At 53.3% G+C, this 19,166-nt stretch carries 19 protein-coding genes; 11 read left to right on the top strand and 8 right to left on the bottom strand.

All coding sequences use genetic code 11. The annotated features are described in order from the left end of the window. Nucleotides 1-351: 351 nt before the first annotated feature. The 6 genes from topA (at nt 352) to acnA (ending at nt 7,850) form a co-directional block, all read left to right on the top strand. Nucleotides 352-2,949, top strand: coding sequence for a type I DNA topoisomerase (gene topA, locus VSR74_RS03505; protein WP_347793415.1), 2,598 nt, complete (start codon nt 352-354; stop codon nt 2,947-2,949). Nucleotides 2,950-3,126: 177 nt separating this feature from the next. Continuing rightward, entirely contained in the window at nt 3,127-4,101 is a 975-nt protein-coding gene (gene cysB / locus VSR74_RS03500) for an HTH-type transcriptional regulator CysB (protein ID WP_015964648.1), read from the top strand. 333 nt (nt 4,102-4,434) lie between these two features. Further along, a complete protein-coding gene (locus VSR74_RS03495; RefSeq protein ID WP_347793414.1) occupies nt 4,435-4,596 on the top strand; it encodes a YmiA family putative membrane protein in 162 nt (53 codons plus the stop codon). Further along, a complete protein-coding gene (locus VSR74_RS03490) occupies nt 4,521-4,754 on the top strand; it encodes a hypothetical protein (RefSeq protein ID WP_347794385.1) in 234 nt (77 codons plus the stop codon). The genes VSR74_RS03495 and VSR74_RS03490 overlap by 76 nt, the downstream gene beginning before the upstream one ends. A 117-nt stretch (nt 4,755-4,871) precedes the next feature. Next, on the top strand, nt 4,872-4,970 hold the full coding sequence (gene ymiC, locus VSR74_RS03485) for a small membrane protein YmiC (RefSeq protein ID WP_347793413.1): 99 nt from the start codon (nt 4,872-4,874) through the stop codon (nt 4,968-4,970). A gap of 204 nt (nt 4,971-5,174) precedes the next feature. Continuing rightward, nucleotides 5,175-7,850: an aconitate hydratase AcnA gene (gene acnA / locus VSR74_RS03480; protein WP_347793412.1), complete on the top strand. Its 2,676-nt coding sequence runs from the start codon at nt 5,175-5,177 to the stop codon at nt 7,848-7,850. A gap of 45 nt (nt 7,851-7,895) precedes the next feature. On the opposite strand, the gene ribA is transcribed toward acnA, so the two are convergent. After that, a complete protein-coding gene (gene ribA / locus VSR74_RS03475; protein WP_347793411.1) occupies nt 7,896-8,489 on the bottom strand; it encodes a GTP cyclohydrolase II in 594 nt (197 codons plus the stop codon). 178 nt (nt 8,490-8,667) lie between these two features. Here ribA and pgpB point away from each other — a divergent pair, with 178 nt between their 5' ends. The 5 genes from pgpB to yciH all read left to right on the top strand — a co-directional run bounded on the left by pgpB (nt 8,668) and on the right by yciH (nt 12,324). Next, a complete protein-coding gene (pgpB, locus tag VSR74_RS03470; RefSeq protein ID WP_347793410.1) occupies nt 8,668-9,432 on the top strand; it encodes a phosphatidylglycerophosphatase B in 765 nt (254 codons plus the stop codon). A gap of 152 nt (nt 9,433-9,584) precedes the next feature. Next, nucleotides 9,585-9,893: a LapA family protein gene (locus VSR74_RS03465; protein WP_347793409.1), complete on the top strand. Its 309-nt coding sequence runs from the start codon at nt 9,585-9,587 to the stop codon at nt 9,891-9,893. Between the two features lie 6 nt (nt 9,894-9,899). Then, entirely contained in the window at nt 9,900-11,069 is a 1,170-nt protein-coding gene (lapB, locus tag VSR74_RS03460; RefSeq protein ID WP_347793408.1) for a lipopolysaccharide assembly protein LapB, read from the top strand. Nucleotides 11,070-11,260: 191 nt separating this feature from the next. Continuing rightward, nucleotides 11,261-11,998: an orotidine-5'-phosphate decarboxylase gene (gene pyrF, locus VSR74_RS03455; protein ID WP_347793407.1), complete on the top strand. Its 738-nt coding sequence runs from the start codon at nt 11,261-11,263 to the stop codon at nt 11,996-11,998. Then, nucleotides 11,998-12,324 carry a stress response translation initiation inhibitor YciH gene (gene yciH / locus VSR74_RS03450; protein ID WP_347793406.1) on the top strand — a complete coding sequence of 109 codons (327 nt, stop codon included), beginning with the start codon at nt 11,998-12,000 and terminating at the stop codon, nt 12,322-12,324. The genes pyrF and yciH overlap by 1 nt, the downstream gene beginning before the upstream one ends. A 57-nt stretch (nt 12,325-12,381) precedes the next feature. On the opposite strand, the gene osmB is transcribed toward yciH, so the two are convergent. The 7 genes from osmB to sapF all read right to left on the bottom strand — a co-directional run bounded on the left by osmB (nt 12,382) and on the right by sapF (nt 19,166). Beyond that, nucleotides 12,382-12,600, bottom strand: a complete 219-nt coding sequence (gene osmB / locus VSR74_RS03445) for an osmotically-inducible lipoprotein OsmB (protein ID WP_347793405.1) — start codon at nt 12,598-12,600, stop codon at nt 12,382-12,384. A 301-nt stretch (nt 12,601-12,901) separates the two neighbouring features. After that, nucleotides 12,902-13,651 carry a DNA-binding transcriptional regulator YciT gene (gene yciT / locus VSR74_RS03440; RefSeq protein WP_347793404.1) on the bottom strand — a complete coding sequence of 250 codons (750 nt, stop codon included), beginning with the start codon at nt 13,649-13,651 and terminating at the stop codon, nt 12,902-12,904. 73 nt (nt 13,652-13,724) lie between these two features. Beyond that, nucleotides 13,725-13,907, bottom strand: a complete 183-nt coding sequence (locus VSR74_RS03435) for a YciZ family protein (RefSeq protein ID WP_347793403.1) — start codon at nt 13,905-13,907, stop codon at nt 13,725-13,727. A 136-nt stretch (nt 13,908-14,043) separates the two neighbouring features. Continuing rightward, on the bottom strand, nt 14,044-15,978 hold the full coding sequence (locus tag VSR74_RS03430) for an exoribonuclease II (RefSeq protein ID WP_347793402.1): 1,935 nt from the start codon (nt 15,976-15,978) through the stop codon (nt 14,044-14,046). A gap of 50 nt (nt 15,979-16,028) precedes the next feature. Continuing rightward, a complete protein-coding gene (locus VSR74_RS03425; RefSeq protein ID WP_347793401.1) occupies nt 16,029-17,216 on the bottom strand; it encodes a CMD domain-containing protein in 1,188 nt (395 codons plus the stop codon). A gap of 195 nt (nt 17,217-17,411) precedes the next feature. Further along, entirely contained in the window at nt 17,412-18,200 is a 789-nt protein-coding gene (gene fabI / locus VSR74_RS03420; protein ID WP_347793400.1) for an enoyl-ACP reductase FabI, read from the bottom strand. A 159-nt stretch (nt 18,201-18,359) separates the two neighbouring features. After that, nucleotides 18,360-19,166, bottom strand: coding sequence for a putrescine export ABC transporter ATP-binding protein SapF (sapF, locus tag VSR74_RS03415; protein WP_347793399.1), 807 nt, complete (start codon nt 19,164-19,166; stop codon nt 18,360-18,362).

Raw genomic sequence — 19,166 nt, 5'->3', positions numbered from 1 at the left:
CCGGGGGCAAATACTCCCTTTAAAGTTCAGGGCTATAGTTAAAGCCCTGTTCCTGGCGTGTTTAACGAATGCGTGCTAATAAAGTTGCGTAACGAATTTTATCAGGTACAGTGTGACGCTTTCGGCAATCTGGCAACAGATTTGCTTGACATTCGACCGAAAATTCTTCGTGCTATAGCACCTGGCGGTAAAACGTCAGTGAACTCAACCGCCTGGCTTGCAGGATGTGAAGCGGGTGGCTAAAGGGTTGATATCCATTGAGACCGCCGCAACATACAAGGCTTGTCGCCAGTGGACAGGTGACTCAATGTGCGATGTATTCTGGAAGAATCAAATTAGGTAAAGGTGAATATGGGTAAAGCTCTCGTTATCGTTGAGTCCCCGGCAAAAGCCAAAACGATCAATAAGTATCTGGGTAATGACTACGTGGTTAAGTCCAGCGTCGGTCATATCCGCGATTTGCCGACAAGTGGCTCAGCCGCCAAAAAGAGCGCTGACTCTACCTCCACCAAAACGGCCAAAAAGCCTAAAAAGGATGAACGTGGCGCGCTGGTTAATCGCATGGGTGTTGACCCATGGCATGACTGGAAAGCGCACTACGAAGTGCTCCCGGGTAAAGAAAAGGTAGTTTCAGAACTCAAACAACTGGCGGAAAAAGCCGACCACATCTATCTCGCAACCGACCTTGACCGCGAAGGGGAGGCCATTGCATGGCACCTGCGGGAAGTGATTGGTGGTGATGATTCGCGCTATAGCCGCGTGGTGTTTAACGAAATTACAAAAAATGCGATTCGTCAGGCGTTCGATAAGCCGGGCGAACTGAATATCGACCGTGTCAACGCACAGCAGGCGCGCCGCTTTATGGATCGCGTTGTGGGTTATATGGTGTCGCCGCTGCTGTGGAAAAAAATCGCCCGTGGTTTATCCGCAGGGCGCGTGCAGTCCGTTGCTGTGCGTCTGGTGGTAGAGCGCGAGCGCGAAATCAAAGCCTTCGTTCCGGAAGAGTTCTGGGACGTGGTTGCCAGTACCACTACCCCTGCGGGCGATGCATTACCGCTGGAAGTCACCCATCAGGGCGATAAAGCTTTCCGCCCTGTTAGCCGCGATGAAACGATGGCTGCCGTTAGCCTGCTTGAAAAAGCGAGCTACAGCGTACTGGAGCGCGAAGATAAACCCACCAGCAGCAAGCCTGGCGCGCCGTTTATCACCTCCACGTTACAGCAGGCTGCCAGCACCCGTCTTGGCTTTGGTGTGAAAAAAACCATGATGATGGCGCAGCGTCTGTATGAAGCGGGCCACATCACCTATATGCGTACCGATTCTACTAACCTGAGTCAGGACGCAGTCAGCATGGTGCGCGGTTATATCGGCGATAATTTTGGCGATAAATATCTGCCGAAGAACCCGAACCAGTACGCCAGCAAAGAGAACTCTCAGGAAGCGCACGAAGCGATTCGTCCCTCCGATGTCTCTGTGGTCGCTGAATCACTGAAAGATATGGAAGCTGATGCGCAAAAACTGTATCAGTTGATCTGGCGTCAATTTGTCGCCTGTCAGATGACACCGGCGCAGTACGACTCCACTACGCTTATCGTTGCTGCGGGTGATTTCAAACTCAAAGCGCGTGGTCGCACCCTGCGTTTTGATGGCTGGACGAAAGTCATGCCTGCGCTGCGTAAAGGCGATGAAGACAGGACGCTGCCGATGGTGAATCAGGGCGACAAACTCGCACTGGTTGAACTGACTCCGGCTCAGCACTTTACCAAGCCGCCCGCGCGCTTTAGCGAAGCCTCTCTGGTGAAAGAGCTGGAAAAACGCGGTATCGGTCGCCCGTCCACCTATGCGTCGATCATTTCGACCATTCAGGATCGCGGCTATGTGCGTACTGAAAACCGTCGTTTCTATGCAGAAAAAATGGGTGAAATCGTCACGGATCGTCTGGAAGCGAATTTCCGCGAGCTGATGAACTACGATTTTACCGCACAGATGGAAGACCACCTCGACCGCGTGGCAAACCACGAAGCCGAGTGGAAGCAGGTGCTTGATCTCTTCTTCGGCGATTTCACCAAGCAGCTCGAAACGGCTGAGAAAGCGCCAGAAGAGGGCGGCATGCAGCCGAACGAAATGGTGCTGACCAGCATCGATTGCCCGACCTGCGGTCGCAAGATGGGTATTCGTACCGCCAGCACGGGTGTGTTCCTGGGTTGCTCCGGTTATGCGCTGTCGCCGAAAGAACGCTGCAAAACCACCATTAACCTGGTGCCGGAAAACGAAGTGCTGAACGTGCTGGAAGGCGATGACGCTGAAACCAACGCGTTGCGCGCGAAACGCCGCTGCCAGAAGTGCGGCACGGCGATGGACAGCTATCTCATTGACCCGAAACGTAAACTGCACGTCTGCGGTAATAACCCGACCTGTGATGGTTATGAGATAGAAGAGGGTGAGTTCCGCATTAAGGGCTATGACGGCCCGATCGTCGAGTGTGAAAAATGTGGTTCTGAAATGCACCTGAAAATGGGCCGTTTCGGCAAGTACATGGCTTGCACCAACGACGAGTGCAAAAACACCCGTAAGATCCTGCGTAACGGTGAGGTTGCGCCACCGAAGGAAGATCCGGTTCCGTTGCCGGAGCTGCCGTGCGAGAAATCAGACGCTTACTTCGTCCTGCGTGATGGTGCTGCCGGTGTCTTCCTGGCGGCAAACACCTTCCCGAAATCGCGCGAAACCCGAGCGCCGCTGGTGGAAGAGCTGTTCCGTTTCCGCGATCGTCTGCCGGAGAAACTGCGTTATCTGGCTGATGCCCCGCAGACGGATCCCCAGGGGAACAAGACCATGGTGCGCTTCAGTCGTAAGACGAAGCAGCAGTATGTTTCCTCTGAGAAAGATGGCAAAGCCACGGGTTGGTCTGCTTTCTTTGTCGACGGCAAATGGGTCGAAGCGAAGAAGTAACTCTCTGCTGACGGACACCACAAAGGGCCGATTCTCGGCCCTTTTTTATAACCTCGTTATTATTTTTTGTTCCCATCTATACACTCTTGCTATAAATGATATAGTGGTTATAGCAAACATCTTTTTTATGATTAAATCGCATTAATAGCGTATCGCTACGCCACCGGATATCGAGACATGAAACTACAGCAGCTCCGCTATATTGTTGAGGTTGTTAACCATAATCTGAACGTCTCCTCCACCGCTGAAGGGTTGTATACCTCCCAGCCGGGCATCAGTAAGCAAGTCAGAATGCTGGAAGATGAGCTGGGCATCCAGATTTTCGCACGTAGCGGTAAACACCTGACGCAGGTGACGCCAGCGGGGCAGGAAATTATCCGTATCGCCCGCGAAGTCCTGTCAAAAGTCGACGCCATTAAATCCGTTGCGGGTGAACATACCTGGCCGGACAAAGGTTCATTATATGTCGCGACCACCCACACTCAGGCGCGCTATGCGTTGCCAGGCGTAATTAAAGGATTTATCGAACGTTATCCGCGCGTCTCTTTGCATATGCACCAGGGGTCGCCAACGCAGATTGCAGAAGCGGTATCAAAGGGGAACGCTGATTTCGCGATCGCCACCGAGGCGCTGCATCTGTACGACGATCTAGTGATGCTGCCGTGCTACCACTGGAACCGTTCCATCGTTGTAACGCCGGAGCATCCGCTGGCGTCGAAAACATCGGTGACGATTGAAGAGCTGGCGCAATATCCGCTGGTCACTTATACCTTCGGATTTACCGGTCGTTCAGAACTTGATACCGCTTTTAACCGCGCAGGGCTTACGCCGCGAATTGTCTTTACGGCAACCGATGCTGATGTCATTAAAACCTATGTCCGTCTTGGGCTGGGGGTAGGGGTGATTGCCAGTATGGCAGTTGACCCGGTTTCCGACCCGGATCTGGTAAAACTGGATGCTGACGGCATCTTCAGTCACAGCACAACCAAAATTGGTTTCCGCCGCAGCACCTTCCTGCGCAGCTACATGTATGATTTTATTCAGCGTTTTGCACCACATTTAACGCGTGATGTTGTGGATACGGCAGTCGCGTTGCGCTCGAATGAAGATATTGAAGCAATGTTTAAAGATATTAAACTGCCAGAAAAGTAATTCCCCGCCTGCTAAGCCGGTATCCCTGATGAAGGGATACCGTTTACATCCAGCCTGAATAGAAATAACACTCCTCCTCATTTTTGTTTACTTATTCTAATCCTCCGAATAGCACTCTCTTTTTTCATTAATTTGTGTAATGAGTCGCTATCGGGCGCATAAAAGTAGAAACGATTTTCCCTTAAGGCAAATTTTGCAGTTCAATTATTTATTTTTGGTCAAAAGATTAAATTAATGCTGGCGATCGCCTGGCAAAATCACTGGATTTTTGGCTAAATTTTATTTAGGATTTGTCTCAATGATGATTAATCGTACCGATTGTTTGGTGCCGAAATGATAAGTAATATCGATTGCAAGAGGTTATCAATGCCGTCAGGAACCAATGAGCCGCAGCGCAATCCGCGACTGAAGCGTAAAGCGTGGGCCGTGGTTTTTCTGGGGTCGGCGCTATTCTGGGTAGCCGTAGCACTGCTTATCTGGAAGTTCTGGGGCTGATGATGCTCACATCCGGCCGTCGCCTGCCGCCAGCAGAGCCTAAACCGCAGCCGGTAAACCAGGATAAGGTCAAAATCCCTGATTCATGGGAATTGACGGAGGAGCAGCGGCAATTTATTGAGTCGTTTAATCCTACTGAGCACAAGAAAAAAGAATAACAGGGTGGCTCGCCCCTCATTTATTACGCGTAAGCGCATGGTTGGTAATACACCACAGCAAAGGTCAGTCGACAAACTCTCGGCTGAATGGACTCATGCAATAAAGGTGTAGGCCTTATGAATACAACCCGCAATATCAAATACTGGTCCTGGATGGGGGTGTTGTCGGTTTCCCTCCTGTTCTGGGGGCAAATTATCTGGCTGTTGTGCCGATAATCGCCGCTCAATGTTACCGCTGTATGACACTCGTTAACCCGCGCCTGGCCTTTGTGCCAGGCGTTTTACTTTCTGTTGCCGGTAATAACGATTTTATCAATTAGAGTTGTTATCAAAACGTTACGACATCTTTGTGTTATCTTTAATGCGTACCCTGAGGAGTGTCAGGGGATTGCAAGTCCCGTTACACATAAAGGAGGAGCTATGTCGTCAACACTACGAGAAGCCAGTAAGGACGCGCTGCAAACCAAAGATAAAACCTACCATTTCTACAGCTTATCGCTGGCAGCCAAAACGCTGGGTGACATCTCCCGTCTGCCCAAGTCATTAAAAGTCCTGCTGGAAAACCTGTTGCGCTGGCAGGATGGGGATTCTGTTACTGAAGAAGATATCAAAGCCCTGGCCGGATGGGTGAAAACTGCCCATGTCGACCGGGAGATTGCCTACCGCCCGGCCAGGGTCTTGATGCAGGATTTCACCGGCGTACCCGCGGTGGTGGATCTTGCCGCCATGCGCGAAGCCGTTAAGCGCCTGGGTGGCGATACGGCTAAGGTTAACCCGCTTTCGCCGGTCGACCTTGTTATTGACCACTCGGTCACTGTAGACCACTTCGGCGATGATGATGCCTTCGCTGAAAACGTGCGCCTGGAGATGGAACGTAACCATGAGCGTTATGTTTTTTTGCGCTGGGGCCAGCAGGCATTCAGCCGCTTCAGCGTCGTGCCGCCGGGAACGGGGATCTGTCACCAGGTCAACCTCGAGTACCTCGGAAAGGCCGTCTGGAGTGAACTACAGAACGATGAGTGGATAGCTTACCCTGATACGCTGGTGGGTACCGACTCGCACACCACAATGATTAACGGCCTCGGCGTACTGGGCTGGGGCGTGGGCGGGATTGAGGCTGAAGCGGCGATGCTGGGGCAGCCTGTTTCGATGCTGATCCCGGATGTGGTGGGTTTTAAACTGACCGGAAAATTGAGTGAGGGGATCACGGCCACTGACCTGGTGCTGACCGTCACCCAAATGCTGCGTAAGCATGGCGTGGTGGGTAAATTTGTCGAGTTTTATGGCGATGGGCTGGACTCTCTGCCACTGGCTGACCGTGCAACCATTGCTAATATGTCGCCGGAATATGGCGCAACCTGTGGTTTCTTCCCCATTGATGGTGTGACGCTCGATTATATGCGCCTGAGCGGTCGCAGCGACGAGCAGGTCACGCTGGTCGAAGCTTATGCCAAAGCGCAGGGGATGTGGCGCAACACCGGTGATGAGCCTGTTTTCACCAGTAGCCTGGAACTGGATATGGGTCAGGTGGAGGCGAGCCTTGCCGGGCCGAAGCGTCCGCAGGATCGCGTCGCGCTTGGCGATGTGCCGAAAGCTTTTGCCGCCAGCAATGAACTGGAAGTGAATACTGCGCAGAAAGATAAGCAGCCCGTTGAATACACCCTCAATGGCAAAAGCGTTCCGCTGCCGGATGGCGCGGTGGTGATCGCGGCGATAACGTCCTGTACCAATACGTCTAACCCAAGTGTGCTGATGGCTGCGGGCTTGTTAGCGAAAAAAGCGGCTATGCTGGGTCTGAAGCCGAAGCCGTGGGTGAAAGCTTCGCTGGCACCGGGGTCTAAAGTGGTTTCTGATTATCTGGCGCACGCCCGACTGACACCCTATCTCGATCAGCTTGGTTTTAACCTTGTAGGTTACGGGTGTACCACCTGTATCGGCAACTCCGGGCCGTTGCCGGAACCGATCGAAACGGCTATCAAGAAAGGCGATTTGACGGTGGGAGCGGTGCTTTCCGGTAACCGTAACTTTGAAGGACGTATCCACCCGTTAGTGAAAACCAACTGGCTGGCTTCTCCGCCGCTGGTGGTTGCCTATGCTCTGGCCGGAAACATGAACGTCAACCTGGCGAGTGAGCCTTTAGGTCACGATACAAAAGGCGACCCGGTCTATCTGAAAGATATCTGGCCGAGCAGCCAGGAGATTGCCAAAGCGGTACAGCAGGTCTCCACTGAGATGTTCCGCAAAGAGTACGCGGAAGTTTTCGAAGGGACTCCGGAGTGGAAAGCGATAACGGTCTCTGAATCCGATACCTATGACTGGCAGGCCGATTCCACCTACATCCGACTGTCGCCGTTCTTCGATGACATGGAAGCAGAACCCAAGCCAGTAGAGGATGTCCGCGGCGCGCGTATTCTGGCGATGCTCGGCGATTCTGTCACCACAGACCACATTTCACCGGCGGGCAGCATAAAACCAGACAGTCCGGCGGGGAGGTTCCTGCAGGCGCGTGGCGTAGAGCGTCGTGATTTCAACTCTTATGGTTCCCGTCGTGGCAACCATGAAGTGATGATGCGCGGAACCTTCGCCAACATTCGTATCCGCAACGAAATGGTGCCGGGCGTGGAAGGGGGAATGACCCGACTATTGCCTGGAAAGGAAGTGATGTCGATTTACGATGCGGCGATGGAGTACCAAAAACAGGGGACACCGCTCGTCGTGATTGCCGGGAAAGAGTATGGTTCCGGTTCGAGCCGTGACTGGGCGGCAAAAGGGCCTCGTCTGCTGGGTATTCGCGTGGTGATTGCCGAATCCTTCGAGCGTATTCACCGTTCAAACCTGATAGGTATGGGCATCCTGCCGCTGGAATTTCCGCAGGGAGAAACGCGTCAGTCGCTGGCACTGACCGGGGAAGAGATAGTGGATGTTCCTGATTTGCAACAGCTTAAACCGGGCGCTACCATCCCGGTGACGCTGACTCGCCCGGATGGCAGTACCAAAACGCTGGCCTGCCGCTGTCGTATTGATACGCAAACAGAGCTTACCTACTACCAGAACGATGGCATTTTGCACTACGTGATTCGTAATATGCTGGATTGATTCCGGATGGCTGAAGCCCGCCAGGTTCTCTGGCGGGCTTACGGATTACTCTTCTTTCAGCAGGTGGCCCATTTTGGCCGCCTTAGTATCGAGATAGTAGGCGTTTTTCGGGTTACGCCCAACGATCAGCGGTACACGCTCAACAATATTGATACCCGCCTCCGTCAAAATCTCGACCTTTTTCGGGTTATTGGTCAGCAGACGGACTTCATCCACGCCCAGCAGCTTGAACATATCCGCACACAGGGTGAAGTCGCGCTCATCCGCAGCAAAACCGAGCTGGTGGTTCGCTTCAACGGTATCGTAACCCTGATCCTGCAGCGCATAGGCACGGATTTTATTCAGCAGACCTATGTTACGGCCCTCCTGACGATGATAAAGCAGGATGCCGCGACCTTCTTCCGCGATATGGGACAGTGCCGCTTCAAGCTGGAAACCGCAATCACAACGCAGACTAAAGAGCGCATCGCCCGTCAGGCATTCGGAGTGAACACGTGACAACACGGGCGTTTGCCCTGAAATATCACCAAAAATCAGGGCAACGTGATCCTGCCCGGTTGCCAGTTCTTCAAAGCCCACCATCAGGAAATCGCCCCAGGGGGTTGGCAGTTTGGCTTCTGCCACACGTTTAAGCTGCATGTGATTCTCCAGATTATTTCAGCGCAACAGCGCTTTCTGTTTTTTGTATTTTGCCACAACGTACTTTGGTTCACCTAATGATGCGCAAATGACTGCCGTTAAAGCGCACAATTTTGCCGCTTCCCCCGTTATGTTATTATTCGAAGCGTATTGAAAAATCATCAATAAAGGAGCCGTTATGCTAACAATCGCCAAACGAACCAGCGTGGGAGCCGCCGCATTGTTAGTTATGCCGCTCGTGGTTTGGGTTTCAGGCTGGACGTGGCAGCCTGGGCAATCTGAAGTGTTGCTGAAAGCGTTCTACTGGGTGACGGAGACCGTGACCGAGCCGTGGGGCATCATCACGCATGTTGTGCTATTCGGCTGGTTTTTATGGTGCTTACGCTTTCGTTTGCGCCCGGCAATCATGCTGTTCGCCATTCTTGCGGGAGCCATTATGATTGGGCAGGGGGCGAAGTCATGGGTGAAGAGTGTCGCTCAGGAACCGCGGCCTTATGTCACCTGGCTGGAAAAAACGCATCATATTCCCGTCGCGGAGTTCTACACTTTAAAGAAAAAGGAGCGTGGGGCACTGGTAAAAGAACAGCTTGTACAACAACAGGATATTCCTTCATTCCTGCGTAAACACTGGCAAAAAGAGACCGGTTTCGCGTTTCCGTCCGGGCATACCATGTTTGCAGCCAGTTGGGCTTTATTAGCTGTAGGGCTGCTGTGGCCGCGTCGACGTACCTTCACCATTGCCATATTGCTGGCATGGGCGACGGCGGTGATGGGCAGTCGCCTGCTGTTAGGGATGCACTGGCCGCGGGATCTGGTCGCGTCGACGTTAATCTCCTGGCTGCTGGTCACTGTGGCGACGTGGCTTGCACAAAAAATATGCGGCCCGCTTTCACCACCCGGTGAAGAAGCGCAGGAAATCAGGAAACGCGAGCAGGAAAATTGAACAAGGGTTGATTTTCACCCCTTTTACCCTCAAATCCTGAACTGGCCGTGTGCTTTTCCATTTCGTCCCTGCGGGGAAAATGATACTTTATAAGGCTGGATGCGATAGATTGGACACAATTTATCTGCACGAATTACATAACGGGAAGCAGTGTGAAATATTTTCTCATTTTCTTGCTGGTGTTAGCGGTCTTCGTCATCTCAGTGACCCTGGGTGCGCAGAACGATCAGCTCGTAACCTTTAATTATTTGCTGGCGCAGGGCGAGTTCAAAATATCTACCTTGCTGGCGGTGTTGTTTGCCGTGGGTTTTGCGATTGGCTGGCTGGTCTGTGGAATGTTCTGGTTACGCGTGCGTGTTTCTCTGCTGCGCGCAGAACGTAAAATTAAACGTCTGGAGAATCAGATTGCGCCCGTGAGTGCGCCGTCCGTAAACCCGACCGTGCCCGCGACGAAGGAATAACGATTTATGCTGGAGTTGTTGTTTCTGCTTTTGCCCGTCGCCGCCGCTTATGGTTGGTACATGGGGCGCAGAAGTGCACAACAGTCCAAACAGGACGAAGCGAGCCGTTTGTCACGTGATTATGTGGCAGGGGTTAACTTTCTCTTAAGTAACCAGCAGGACAAAGCGGTCGATCTCTTCCTCGACATGCTGAAAGAAGATACCGGCACCGTTGAAGCCCATCTTACGCTGGGCAACCTGTTCCGTTCACGCGGCGAGGTTGACCGCGCCATCCGTATCCACCAGACACTCATGGAAAGCGCCTCGCTCACCTATGACCAACGCCTGCTGGCCGTGCAGCAACTTGGCCGCGACTATATGGCTGCGGGGCTCTATGACCGTGCTGAAGATATGTTTAACCAGCTCGTCGATGAAACCGATTTTCGCGTCAGCGCGCTGCAACAGCTTCTGCAAATTGCCCAGCTTACCAGTGACTGGCAGAAGGCGATCGACGTCGCCGAAAGACTGGTCAAACTTGGCAAAGATAAACATCGTGGTGAGATCGCGCATTTCTGGTGTGAACTGGCTTTGCAGCAGATGGGCAACGATGAGATGGATAAGGCGCTGAACTTGCTGAAGAAGGGGGCCGCGGCAGATCCTTCCAGCGCGCGCGTCTCTATCATGATGGGCCGCGTCTGGATGGCGAAGGGCGATTATGCTAAAGCCCGTGAAAGCCTGCTGCGCGTCATCGATCAAGATAAAGAACTGGTCAGCGAAACGCTGGAGATGCTGCAAACCTGTTATCAGCAGTTGGGTAAAACCGACGAATGGGATGCCTTCCTGCAACGCTGTGTAGAAGAAAATACCGGCGCGACGGCGGAACTGATGCTGGCGCAGGTGCTTGAGCAACGCGAAACCGGCGATGTGGCGCAAACGTATGTCACCCGTCAGTTACAGCGTCATCCCACGATGCGCGTGTTCCATAAACTGATGGACTATCACCTCAATGAAGCCGAAGAAGGGCGTGCGAAAGAGAGCCTGATGGTGCTGCGTGACATGGTCGGCGAACAGATCCGTAGTAAGCCGCGCTATCGTTGCCAGAAATGTGGTTTCACCGCGTATACCCTTTACTGGCATTGCCCGTCATGCCGGGCATGGTCAACCGTTAAGCCAATCCGTGGTCTCGACGGGCAGTGATATTTAAAAAAATACCTGCTTTAGTTACAACATACTCTTTGGTTTTTTCCTTCGCGAATTTAGCATCGAGCATGCAATGGTCAGCAGGGCGAATCGCGCCTGTCAATTTGTTCCACTCGCAGGTAGAATGCTCGCCGTTTACCTTTTCTGCGCCTGAATAGCCGGGCGCCCATCAACAAGAAGGTCTGGTCATGACGTCTACTGCTTCATCTTCTTCCCGTATTGTCACATCCTCTCCCGTTGTTGTTGCTCTCGATTACGATAACCGCGATAAAGCGCTCGCGTTTGTCGACCGAATCGATCCCCGCGATTGCCGCCTTAAAGTCGGGAAAGAGATGTTCACGTTGTTTGGCCCGCAGTTTGTGCGCGATTTACAACAGCGTGGTTTTGATATCTTCCTGGATCTCAAATTTCACGATATCCCGAACACAACGGCCCACGCAGTCGCAGCCGCGGCGGAGCTGGGGGTGTGGATGGTGAATGTGCATGCATCCGGCGGGGCGCGTATGATGACGGCCGCGCGTGAAGCGCTGCTGCCCTTTGGAAAAGAAGCACCGTTGCTGATTGCAGTGACCGTTCTGACCAGTATGGAAGCCAGTGACTTACAGGATCTGGGCGTGACGTTGTCACCGGCTGATTATGCCGCCAAACTGGCGAAGCTAACGCGAGACTGCGGCCTTGATGGCGTGGTTTGCTCAGCGCAGGAAGCGGTGCGCTTCAAACAGGAACTGGGTCAGGCCTTTAAGCTGGTTACGCCTGGTATTCGCCCGGCAGGCAGCGCTGCGGGAGACCAGCGTCGTATTATGACCCCTGAGCAGGCGCTGGCAGCGGGCGTGGACTACATGGTTATTGGGCGTCCGGTTACGCAATCGGCAGATCCTGCGCAGACCCTGCGTAACATCAACGCGTCGCTGCATAAGGAGGCGTAATGAGCGATTCCAACAGCCGGCTGGTATATTCCACCGACAGCGGGCGTATTGAAGAAGCGAAAACTACGCCAGAACGCCCGAAGGGCGATGGTATTGTCCGTATTCAACGCCAGACCAGCGGTCGCAAGGGTAAGGGCGTATGCCTGATTACCGGCATCGATCAGGATGATGAAGCCCTGGCAAAACTGGCGGCAGAGCTTAAAAAGAAATGTGGCTGCGGTGGTTCCGTGAAAGATGGCGTAATCGAGATTCAGGGCGATAAACGCGATTTGCTGAAAACATTACTGGAAGCAAAAGGGCTGAAGGTAAAACTGGCGGGTGGCTAATCAACAAAAAGGGCCGCGATAATTATCGCGGCCCTGAATTCTTTTTCGGTCGGGTAATTATTTGCCAACCTGATGGCCGATAATCCCACCGACTGCTGCGCCACCCAAGGTACCCAGGGTGCTGCCGTCAGTTAATACCGCGCCGCCGATAGCACCAGCACCTGCGCCAATTGCGGTATTACGGTCACGTTTAGACCAGTTAGAACATGCGCTCAGTGACATTACTAAAGTGGCAGCGATAACCGCTGCAGTGATTTTTTTGTTCATAGAAGTCATCGTATTTTCTCCTGAATATTCGATTCACGGAAGAAGCCTTTTAATAATAGCTTTAGGCCAGAGATAAAACGGCTTTACTCGTGAAACATGTTGCGCAGGTTGTAAAACTTTTACTTAGTCACGCAAGTGATAGTTACTTCCTGTTATATCGCTAACATTAATTTTACGTTTTTGGTGTATATCCGACAGGTAAAAAGTCTTAATTGAACCCTAGGAAAAATCTCATAGCGGTGGTGGGATATCAATACGATGAATGGATGTTTTTCCTCTCCCATGGGGGAGAGGAGCGGAAGGCGCTGAACTACGGGCGTTTAACAATATCGACAGTCAGCCCTGATTTTTCCAGTTCAGCCTGTTGTTCTGCTGCCAGCGCGTCATCCGTGATCACCCGGTTGAACCGGCTTACAGGCCCCAGCGGATAGGCATGGGTAACGCCAAACTTGCTGCTGTCGCTCAGTGCGACCGCCTCGCAATTTTTCTCCAGCACCGCGTTCACCACATCTGCCCGCATCATATCGCGGCCGGTAAAGCCAGTTGCGGCCTGCCAGCCATCAATGCCGATGAAGGCTTTACTGAAGTGAACTTGCTGAATGTACTGTCTGGTCAGCGGGCCCACCATGCTTTCGCTTTTCTTCTGGTAGATCCCGCCCAGCAGAATCACTTCTGCCGGCATCTCTTTAAGCAGATGGGCAATGTAACTGCTAACCGTAATTATCGTGATATCCGGTTGCTCAGCCAGCCTTCGGGCCAGCAGGGCGTTGCTGCTGCCATTTTCGATAAAGACCGTTTCGCCCGGCAGCACCAGGGACGCGGCGAAGTCTGCAAGTTCACGCTTGAGTGAAAAATTGTTCATCATGCGCGTTTCTACATCTTCACTGTCCAGGGGAACAGCAAATCCGTGGGTGCGCCGCAGATAGCTCTCTTTTTCCAGCAGGTTTAAATCCTGACGAATCGTGACCTCGGAGACGCCAGTCATTTTGGCCAGATCGGCGACGCTCATGCGGCCTTTATCGATGACCATTTGCAGGATGGATTGTTGTCGGGCATTCATAATCAATTTTGTATCAAAAGTCGGGGGCGAAAATACGCCATGAGTTTAGCGCATTATCGCACGGTGAACGGCGTCAGATTTCCCACGGGGATTTCGGCTGACCTGTTTGGGTATTTTGTTGATCGGCAATTTGTGCCAACAGTTCCGCTTTCAGAATTTCCAGATTATTGATTGCAGAGTGATAGTCACCGGCAACCAGGATATCAAGTACGGTATCAATACGTTTTGCAACCTGATGGGCATCAAGACTGGACATGGCGTGACCCTGTTTAGAAATTTGAATGAAATCAATGATGCTAAAAATAGCGGCAAAAGAGAAGAGAAAAAAATAGCAGACGATACAACATAAAGAGAAAAGCGGCTTCGTTGCCGAAGCCGCTGTGTTATCAGGCTTAAACCGCCGGACGGGCGATGACGCTGCGGGTTTCCATGCGTACTTCAGCAATGGTTACGTCAATAACGTCGGTCACTTTATAGACCACTTCGCCTTTGATTTGCACGGTGCCATTTTCCTGGCTGCATACCATTTCATCACGCACGGCATGCAGGAACGGTGCCGGAATAAAGGCTACCGCGCCATTATCAACCAGACGCACACGCATACCGCCACGGCTGATATCGATTATCTCGGCGGCAAAACGTGTCTCTTTGCCCGCCTGCGGATTCAGGTAGCGCGCATACAACCAGTCAGCGACGTCACGTTCAGCCATACGGTTCAGGCGACGACGTTCCGCCATTTGCACGGTGACATCATCCTGCGGGCGCTCGGCGTTTTCGCCTTTAATGATAGCTTTCAGCAGACGGTGGTTCAGCATATCGCCATACTTACGAATCGGGGAGGTCCAGGTTGCGTAAGCTTCAAGACCCAACCCGAAGTGCGGGCCTGGCGCGATGCTGATTTCCGCGAAGGACTGGAAGCGACGAATACGGCTGTCCAGGAAGCCTGACGGCTGCGCATCCAGTTCACGACGCAGTTTGCAGAAGCCGTTCAGGGTTAATACTTCCGTCGGATCAACGTGCACGTCATGGTTTTTCAGCAGGGAGGCCAGCGCCTCGGTGTTCGCCGGATCAAACCCGGTGTGCACGTTATAAATACCGAAGCCGAGTTTATCGCGCAGCACACGCGCCGCGCAGATGTTCGCCGCGATCATCGACTCTTCTACGATACGGTTGGCGATACGGCGCGGCTCTGCGACGATATCCAGCACTTCACCTTTCTCACCGAGTATGAAGCGGTAGTCCGGTCTATCTTTGAAGACCAGCGCATGGGTACTACGCCACTCGCTGCGAGCCTGACAGACGCGCTCCAGCAGGGTTATCTGGCGCGCGATATTTTCGCTTTCCGGTTTCCAGTCGCCGGTTTTCTCCAGCCAGTTAGAGACATCGTCGTAGGCCAGTTTGGCTTTCGATTCGATGGTCGCGGCGAAAAATTCGATGTCGTCTTCAATGGCGCCATCGGCGGCAAGCGTCATGCGGCAGGCCAGAACCGGGCGAACCTCATTGGCGCGCAGCGAGCAGAGATCGTCTGACAGCTCGCGCGGCAGCATCGGAATGTTAAAGCCCGGGAGGTAGTTGGTGAAGGCGCGAACTTTGGCGATGTGGTCGAGCTTACTGCCTGCCACAATCCATGCGGTAGGGTCAGCAATCGCGACGGTCAGGTTCAGCTTGCCGTCTGCGGCTTCTTCCACATACAGCGCATCATCCATATCTTCGGTGCTGGCGCTGTCGATAGTAACAAAATCAAGCGCGGTGAGATCGCGACGTTCCAGACCTTCGTCCTGCATCTCTGTTGCCACGCCGTCCGGCGCTTCTTTTTCCAGATTATGACGTGCGAGCGTCACCCACCATGGCGCGAAATGGTCGTCGCCAAAGGTGATGAACTGGGTCAGTTCTGCGTAGAAGGTGCGGTCGCCTTTCAGCGGGTGGCGGCGCATTTCCGCCACGGCCCAGTCGCCTTCTTTAAAGTCGTGCGTCACGCCGCGCTCGGCGCGACATGGAATGGAATCTTTGATCAGCGGGTGATCGGGAACGATAGAGAGGCGGTCATCTTTCCGGTGTACTCGACCGACAAAGCGGCTCAGGAACGGCTCGACCAGTTCTTCCGGTTCGGCGCTCTCTTTCTCTTTTTCAGAATGGATCACCGCGACAATACGGTCGCCGTGCATCACTTTTTTCATCTGCGGCGGTGGAATAAAGTAGCTTTTCTGCGCATCGACTTCGAGGAAACCGAATCCTTTTTCCGTGCCTTTAACGACCCCTTCTGCGCGCGGCGTCTGGGAGTGAAGTTGCTGTTTTAGCTGCGCGAGCAGCGGGTTATCCTGAAGCATAATGATCTATTTTCTTGGTCGAAAGAGCGGCTGACAGTTTTACGCGATTCTTACTGTTGCGGCAAGCGCTCTTTCATCCTTTGCTCCGGTAGCGACTCGCTTCGCAGCGCGATTCTCAGGCGGTTGAGCCAGCCAAAGAGAGCGCTCCAGGTGAGTATCTCAGTACTCTCTTTTTCACGAACGCCTTGCTCCGTCAGTGCCGCAAACTGCGCCGGGCTAAAACGGTCGGGGGCGCGGGTTAAAAGACCGATAGCCTGCGTAACGGCCTGTTCCCGGGGATACTGATGACACCATGCCTGAATGGCGCGATCGCCGTTACGAATTGCGTCGGGCAACCCGCTGGCACCTTGCCACTGCGAGCTATAGTGGTTGAAGCAGCACACGCTGCCGTTAATACGGGCAGGAACCAGCGCTGCAAGCGCGTGCAGAGGCGAGGCGGCGGGCAGTGCGTTAATCAACAACCCAAGCCCTTCCAGGATACGTTCTTCATGCACAAGAAAAGGAACCAGTTGCGAGAGTACAGGTTGTGATTGCCAACGTCGCAGAGCCATTGCCTGGGTTTTACTGGCGTAACGTTCATCGACGGCGGGCAGGTCACTCTGCCATGTACTTGATTTCGCGGAAAAAATGTCGGCACTGGCATCTTCCTGCGTCGGCATTCCAGGGATCCAACGAACCGGCTGCCCAAGCTGTGCCTGAAAATTAGCGACCACACGCGCCTGAAAACCAACAAAACCCACAATCTGGGTAATCAGAATAATGTCATAGGACGTCAGGCCGACATCATCGAGCTGCTGGCGGGCAAGAGGGGTGATAACTGAAGGGGAACTGGCAAGCTGGCGCGCATACTGGGTGATCTGGGCCAATCGATGGTTGCTCTCACGCGAGGAATCCGGGCCTGGAAGCGGCGCCAGGCGGGCGGCGTAGTGATTACAGAGCCGTTGTACCCCGCAGACCTGTGCGACCGTCAGGGCGCTGCTAAGGCGGTCGTAGGCGCTAAAAGTACGCAGACGGCTAACGGCAACTTCCTCGGGAAACAGTTCTTGCGCCAGATCCCGCCCCGCGCTCAGCCAGGATTTACACGCATGTTGCAATGATTCCGGTAGCTGTAATCCCAACAAAAAGCGATCTTCAACGTGGGCGGCTTCAGGCACCAGGGGCAGAACATCACTGTGTTGCGATCGGGACTGGGTCTCATGATACCAGTGGCTTTTACCGTAAGCGCGGCGTTGCTCCATGGGCATTCCTTGAATGGTAAGTGGCGAACCGATGCAAGAATGAGAGGCAACACCGGATCGTTATGGATAAATATCCTGGCGTAAGCGCGCGATAGGAGAAAATATTGTTCGGTACTAATTAATAACTTACTGGAATAACAGAGGGAAAAACGGGGGGAGGGGAAGCCCTTCCGCCGACGCGGAAGGGCAAAGAACTTATTTCAGTTCCAGTTCGTTCATTGCAGCGATGCTGAAGCCGCCATCAACGTGAACCACTTCACCGGAGATACCGGCAGAGAGGTTGGAGCACAGGAATGCCGCAGAGTTGCCGACATCTTCAATGGTAACGGTACGACGAATCGGCGTAACCGCTTCGCAGTGCGCCAGCATTTTACGGAAATCTTTGATCCCGGAAGCGGCCAGAGTACGGATCGGGCCCGCAGAAATGGCGTTAACACGGATGCCTTCCGGGCCCATCGCGTTAGCCATGTAGCGCACGTTGGCTTCCAGGGATGCTTTCGCCAGACCCATCACGTTGTAGTTCGGGATAGCGCGTTCTGCACCCAGGTAGGAGAGGGTCAGCAGGGCGGAATCCGGGTTCAGCATGCTGCGGCAAGCTTTTGCCATCGCAACGAAGCTGTATGCGCTGATGTCGTGCGCAATTTTGAAGCCTTCGCGAGTAACTGCGTTAACGTAGTCACCGTCTAACTGGTCAGCCGGAGCATAACCGATAGAGTGAACGAAACCGTCGAATTTCGGCCATACTTTCGCCAGTTCAGTGAACAGGGATTCGATGCTCTCATCTTCAGCCACGTCACACGGCAGCACGATGCTGGAGCCCAGTTGTGCAGCAAACTCTTCTACGCGGCCTTTCAGTTTCTCGTTCTGATAGGTGAATGCCAGTTCAGCCCCTTCACGGTGCATCGCTTGTGCAATACCGTAGGCGATGGACAGTTTGCTGGCAACGCCAGTCACCAGAATGCGCTTACCGGAAAGAAAACCCATAGCTTTTAATCCTTATATTCATTGTTGTGGCGACCTGCCTGAAAACGGCGAGCCGTCGTTAAATCGCGGCGATTCTAGCATGAGTCGCCGGGAGAGTTAATCCGACCACTTAATCTGTGCCGGTTTGGTCATGAAATTTTTGCGTGTTGCCGCCATCAGTTACCGATCTTTCCGCCACGCATCCGCCGTTAATGCCTCGCCAAAATGCCCGGCTATCAGGCGTTTTGTGAGATCGTGCAGCGGTGAGGCCAGCACATCGGCGGTGCTGCCGCGCTCGACCACTTCACCCTGATGCATCACCAGCACCTGGTCACTGATATGTTTCATCATCCCTAAATGCTGAGTGACATAGATATATGAAATACCCTGTTTCTCCTGCAATTCCAGCATCAGGTTCACCAGTTGCGAGCGCATCGACATATCCAGCGAGGCCAGCGCTTCGTCGCAGACGATCACTTTCGGACGCAGGATCAGCGCCCGCGCGAGCCCCAAACGCTGTTTTTGTCCTGGTGCCAGCATATGGGGATAGTAGCTGACGTGATCCGGCAGCAGCCCCACCATGCGCAGCGTTTCGATAATTCGTATTCGCCGTTCTTCCGCTTCCAGTTCAGTATTCAGGCGTAGCGGGAAATCGAGAATTTGCGAAATTCTCTGCCGTGGATTCAGCGAGGTAGAGGGATCCTGGAAAATCATACGAATCCGCTGACTGCGGAAAGAGTAATCGCCGTAGTGCAGGGGGTGATCGTCTATCAATAACTCGCCAGTGGTGGGCGCAATCATCCCGGCCAACATTTTTGCCAGCGTAGATTTTCCGGAGCCATTCTCGCCGATTATCGCCAGCGTCTGTTTTTCACGCAGCGTAAAACTCAGGGGTTTTACCGCCTCAACCGTTTGCCGATGAAACCAGCCGGTACGATAGCGAAAGGTCTTACTCAGATTGCGAACTTCAAGTAATGTTTCGACCAC

It is taken from the genome of Pseudocitrobacter cyperus (assembly GCF_039889165.1).
Lineage (GTDB): Bacteria > Pseudomonadota > Gammaproteobacteria > Enterobacterales > Enterobacteriaceae > Pseudocitrobacter > Pseudocitrobacter cyperus.
Note: the sequence above shows the minus strand (reverse complement) of the source record. Positions and strands in the feature narration are given on the sequence as shown.

Excerpts from the sequence above, each read along its gene's own strand:
- VSR74_RS03435 (WP_347793403.1), bottom strand. The coding sequence starts at position 13,907 with ATGTCCAGTCTTGATGCCCATCAGGTTGCAAAACGTATTGATACCGTA.
- ymiC (WP_347793413.1), top strand. The coding sequence starts at position 4,872 with ATGAATACAACCCGCAATATCAAATACTGGTCCTGGATGGGGGTGTTG.
- VSR74_RS03495 (WP_347793414.1), top strand. The coding sequence starts at position 4,435 with ATGATAAGTAATATCGATTGCAAGAGGTTATCAATGCCGTCAGGAACC.
- VSR74_RS03430 (WP_347793402.1), bottom strand. The coding sequence starts at position 15,978 with ATGCTTCAGGATAACCCGCTGCTCGCGCAGCTAAAACAGCAACTTCAC.
- osmB (WP_347793405.1), bottom strand. The coding sequence starts at position 12,600 with ATGACTTCTATGAACAAAAAAATCACTGCAGCGGTTATCGCTGCCACT.
- pyrF (WP_347793407.1), top strand. The coding sequence starts at position 11,261 with ATGACGTCTACTGCTTCATCTTCTTCCCGTATTGTCACATCCTCTCCC.
- lapB (WP_347793408.1), top strand. The coding sequence starts at position 9,900 with ATGCTGGAGTTGTTGTTTCTGCTTTTGCCCGTCGCCGCCGCTTATGGT.
- yciT (WP_347793404.1), bottom strand. The coding sequence starts at position 13,651 with ATGAATGCCCGACAACAATCCATCCTGCAAATGGTCATCGATAAAGGC.
- pgpB (WP_347793410.1), top strand. The coding sequence starts at position 8,668 with ATGCTAACAATCGCCAAACGAACCAGCGTGGGAGCCGCCGCATTGTTA.
- ribA (WP_347793411.1), bottom strand. The coding sequence starts at position 8,489 with ATGCAGCTTAAACGTGTGGCAGAAGCCAAACTGCCAACCCCCTGGGGC.
- yciH (WP_347793406.1), top strand. The coding sequence starts at position 11,998 with ATGAGCGATTCCAACAGCCGGCTGGTATATTCCACCGACAGCGGGCGT.
- topA (WP_347793415.1), top strand. The coding sequence starts at position 352 with ATGGGTAAAGCTCTCGTTATCGTTGAGTCCCCGGCAAAAGCCAAAACG.
- VSR74_RS03425 (WP_347793401.1), bottom strand. The coding sequence starts at position 17,216 with ATGGAGCAACGCCGCGCTTACGGTAAAAGCCACTGGTATCATGAGACC.
- fabI (WP_347793400.1), bottom strand. The coding sequence starts at position 18,200 with ATGGGTTTTCTTTCCGGTAAGCGCATTCTGGTGACTGGCGTTGCCAGC.
- cysB (WP_015964648.1), top strand. The coding sequence starts at position 3,127 with ATGAAACTACAGCAGCTCCGCTATATTGTTGAGGTTGTTAACCATAAT.
- acnA (WP_347793412.1), top strand. The coding sequence starts at position 5,175 with ATGTCGTCAACACTACGAGAAGCCAGTAAGGACGCGCTGCAAACCAAA.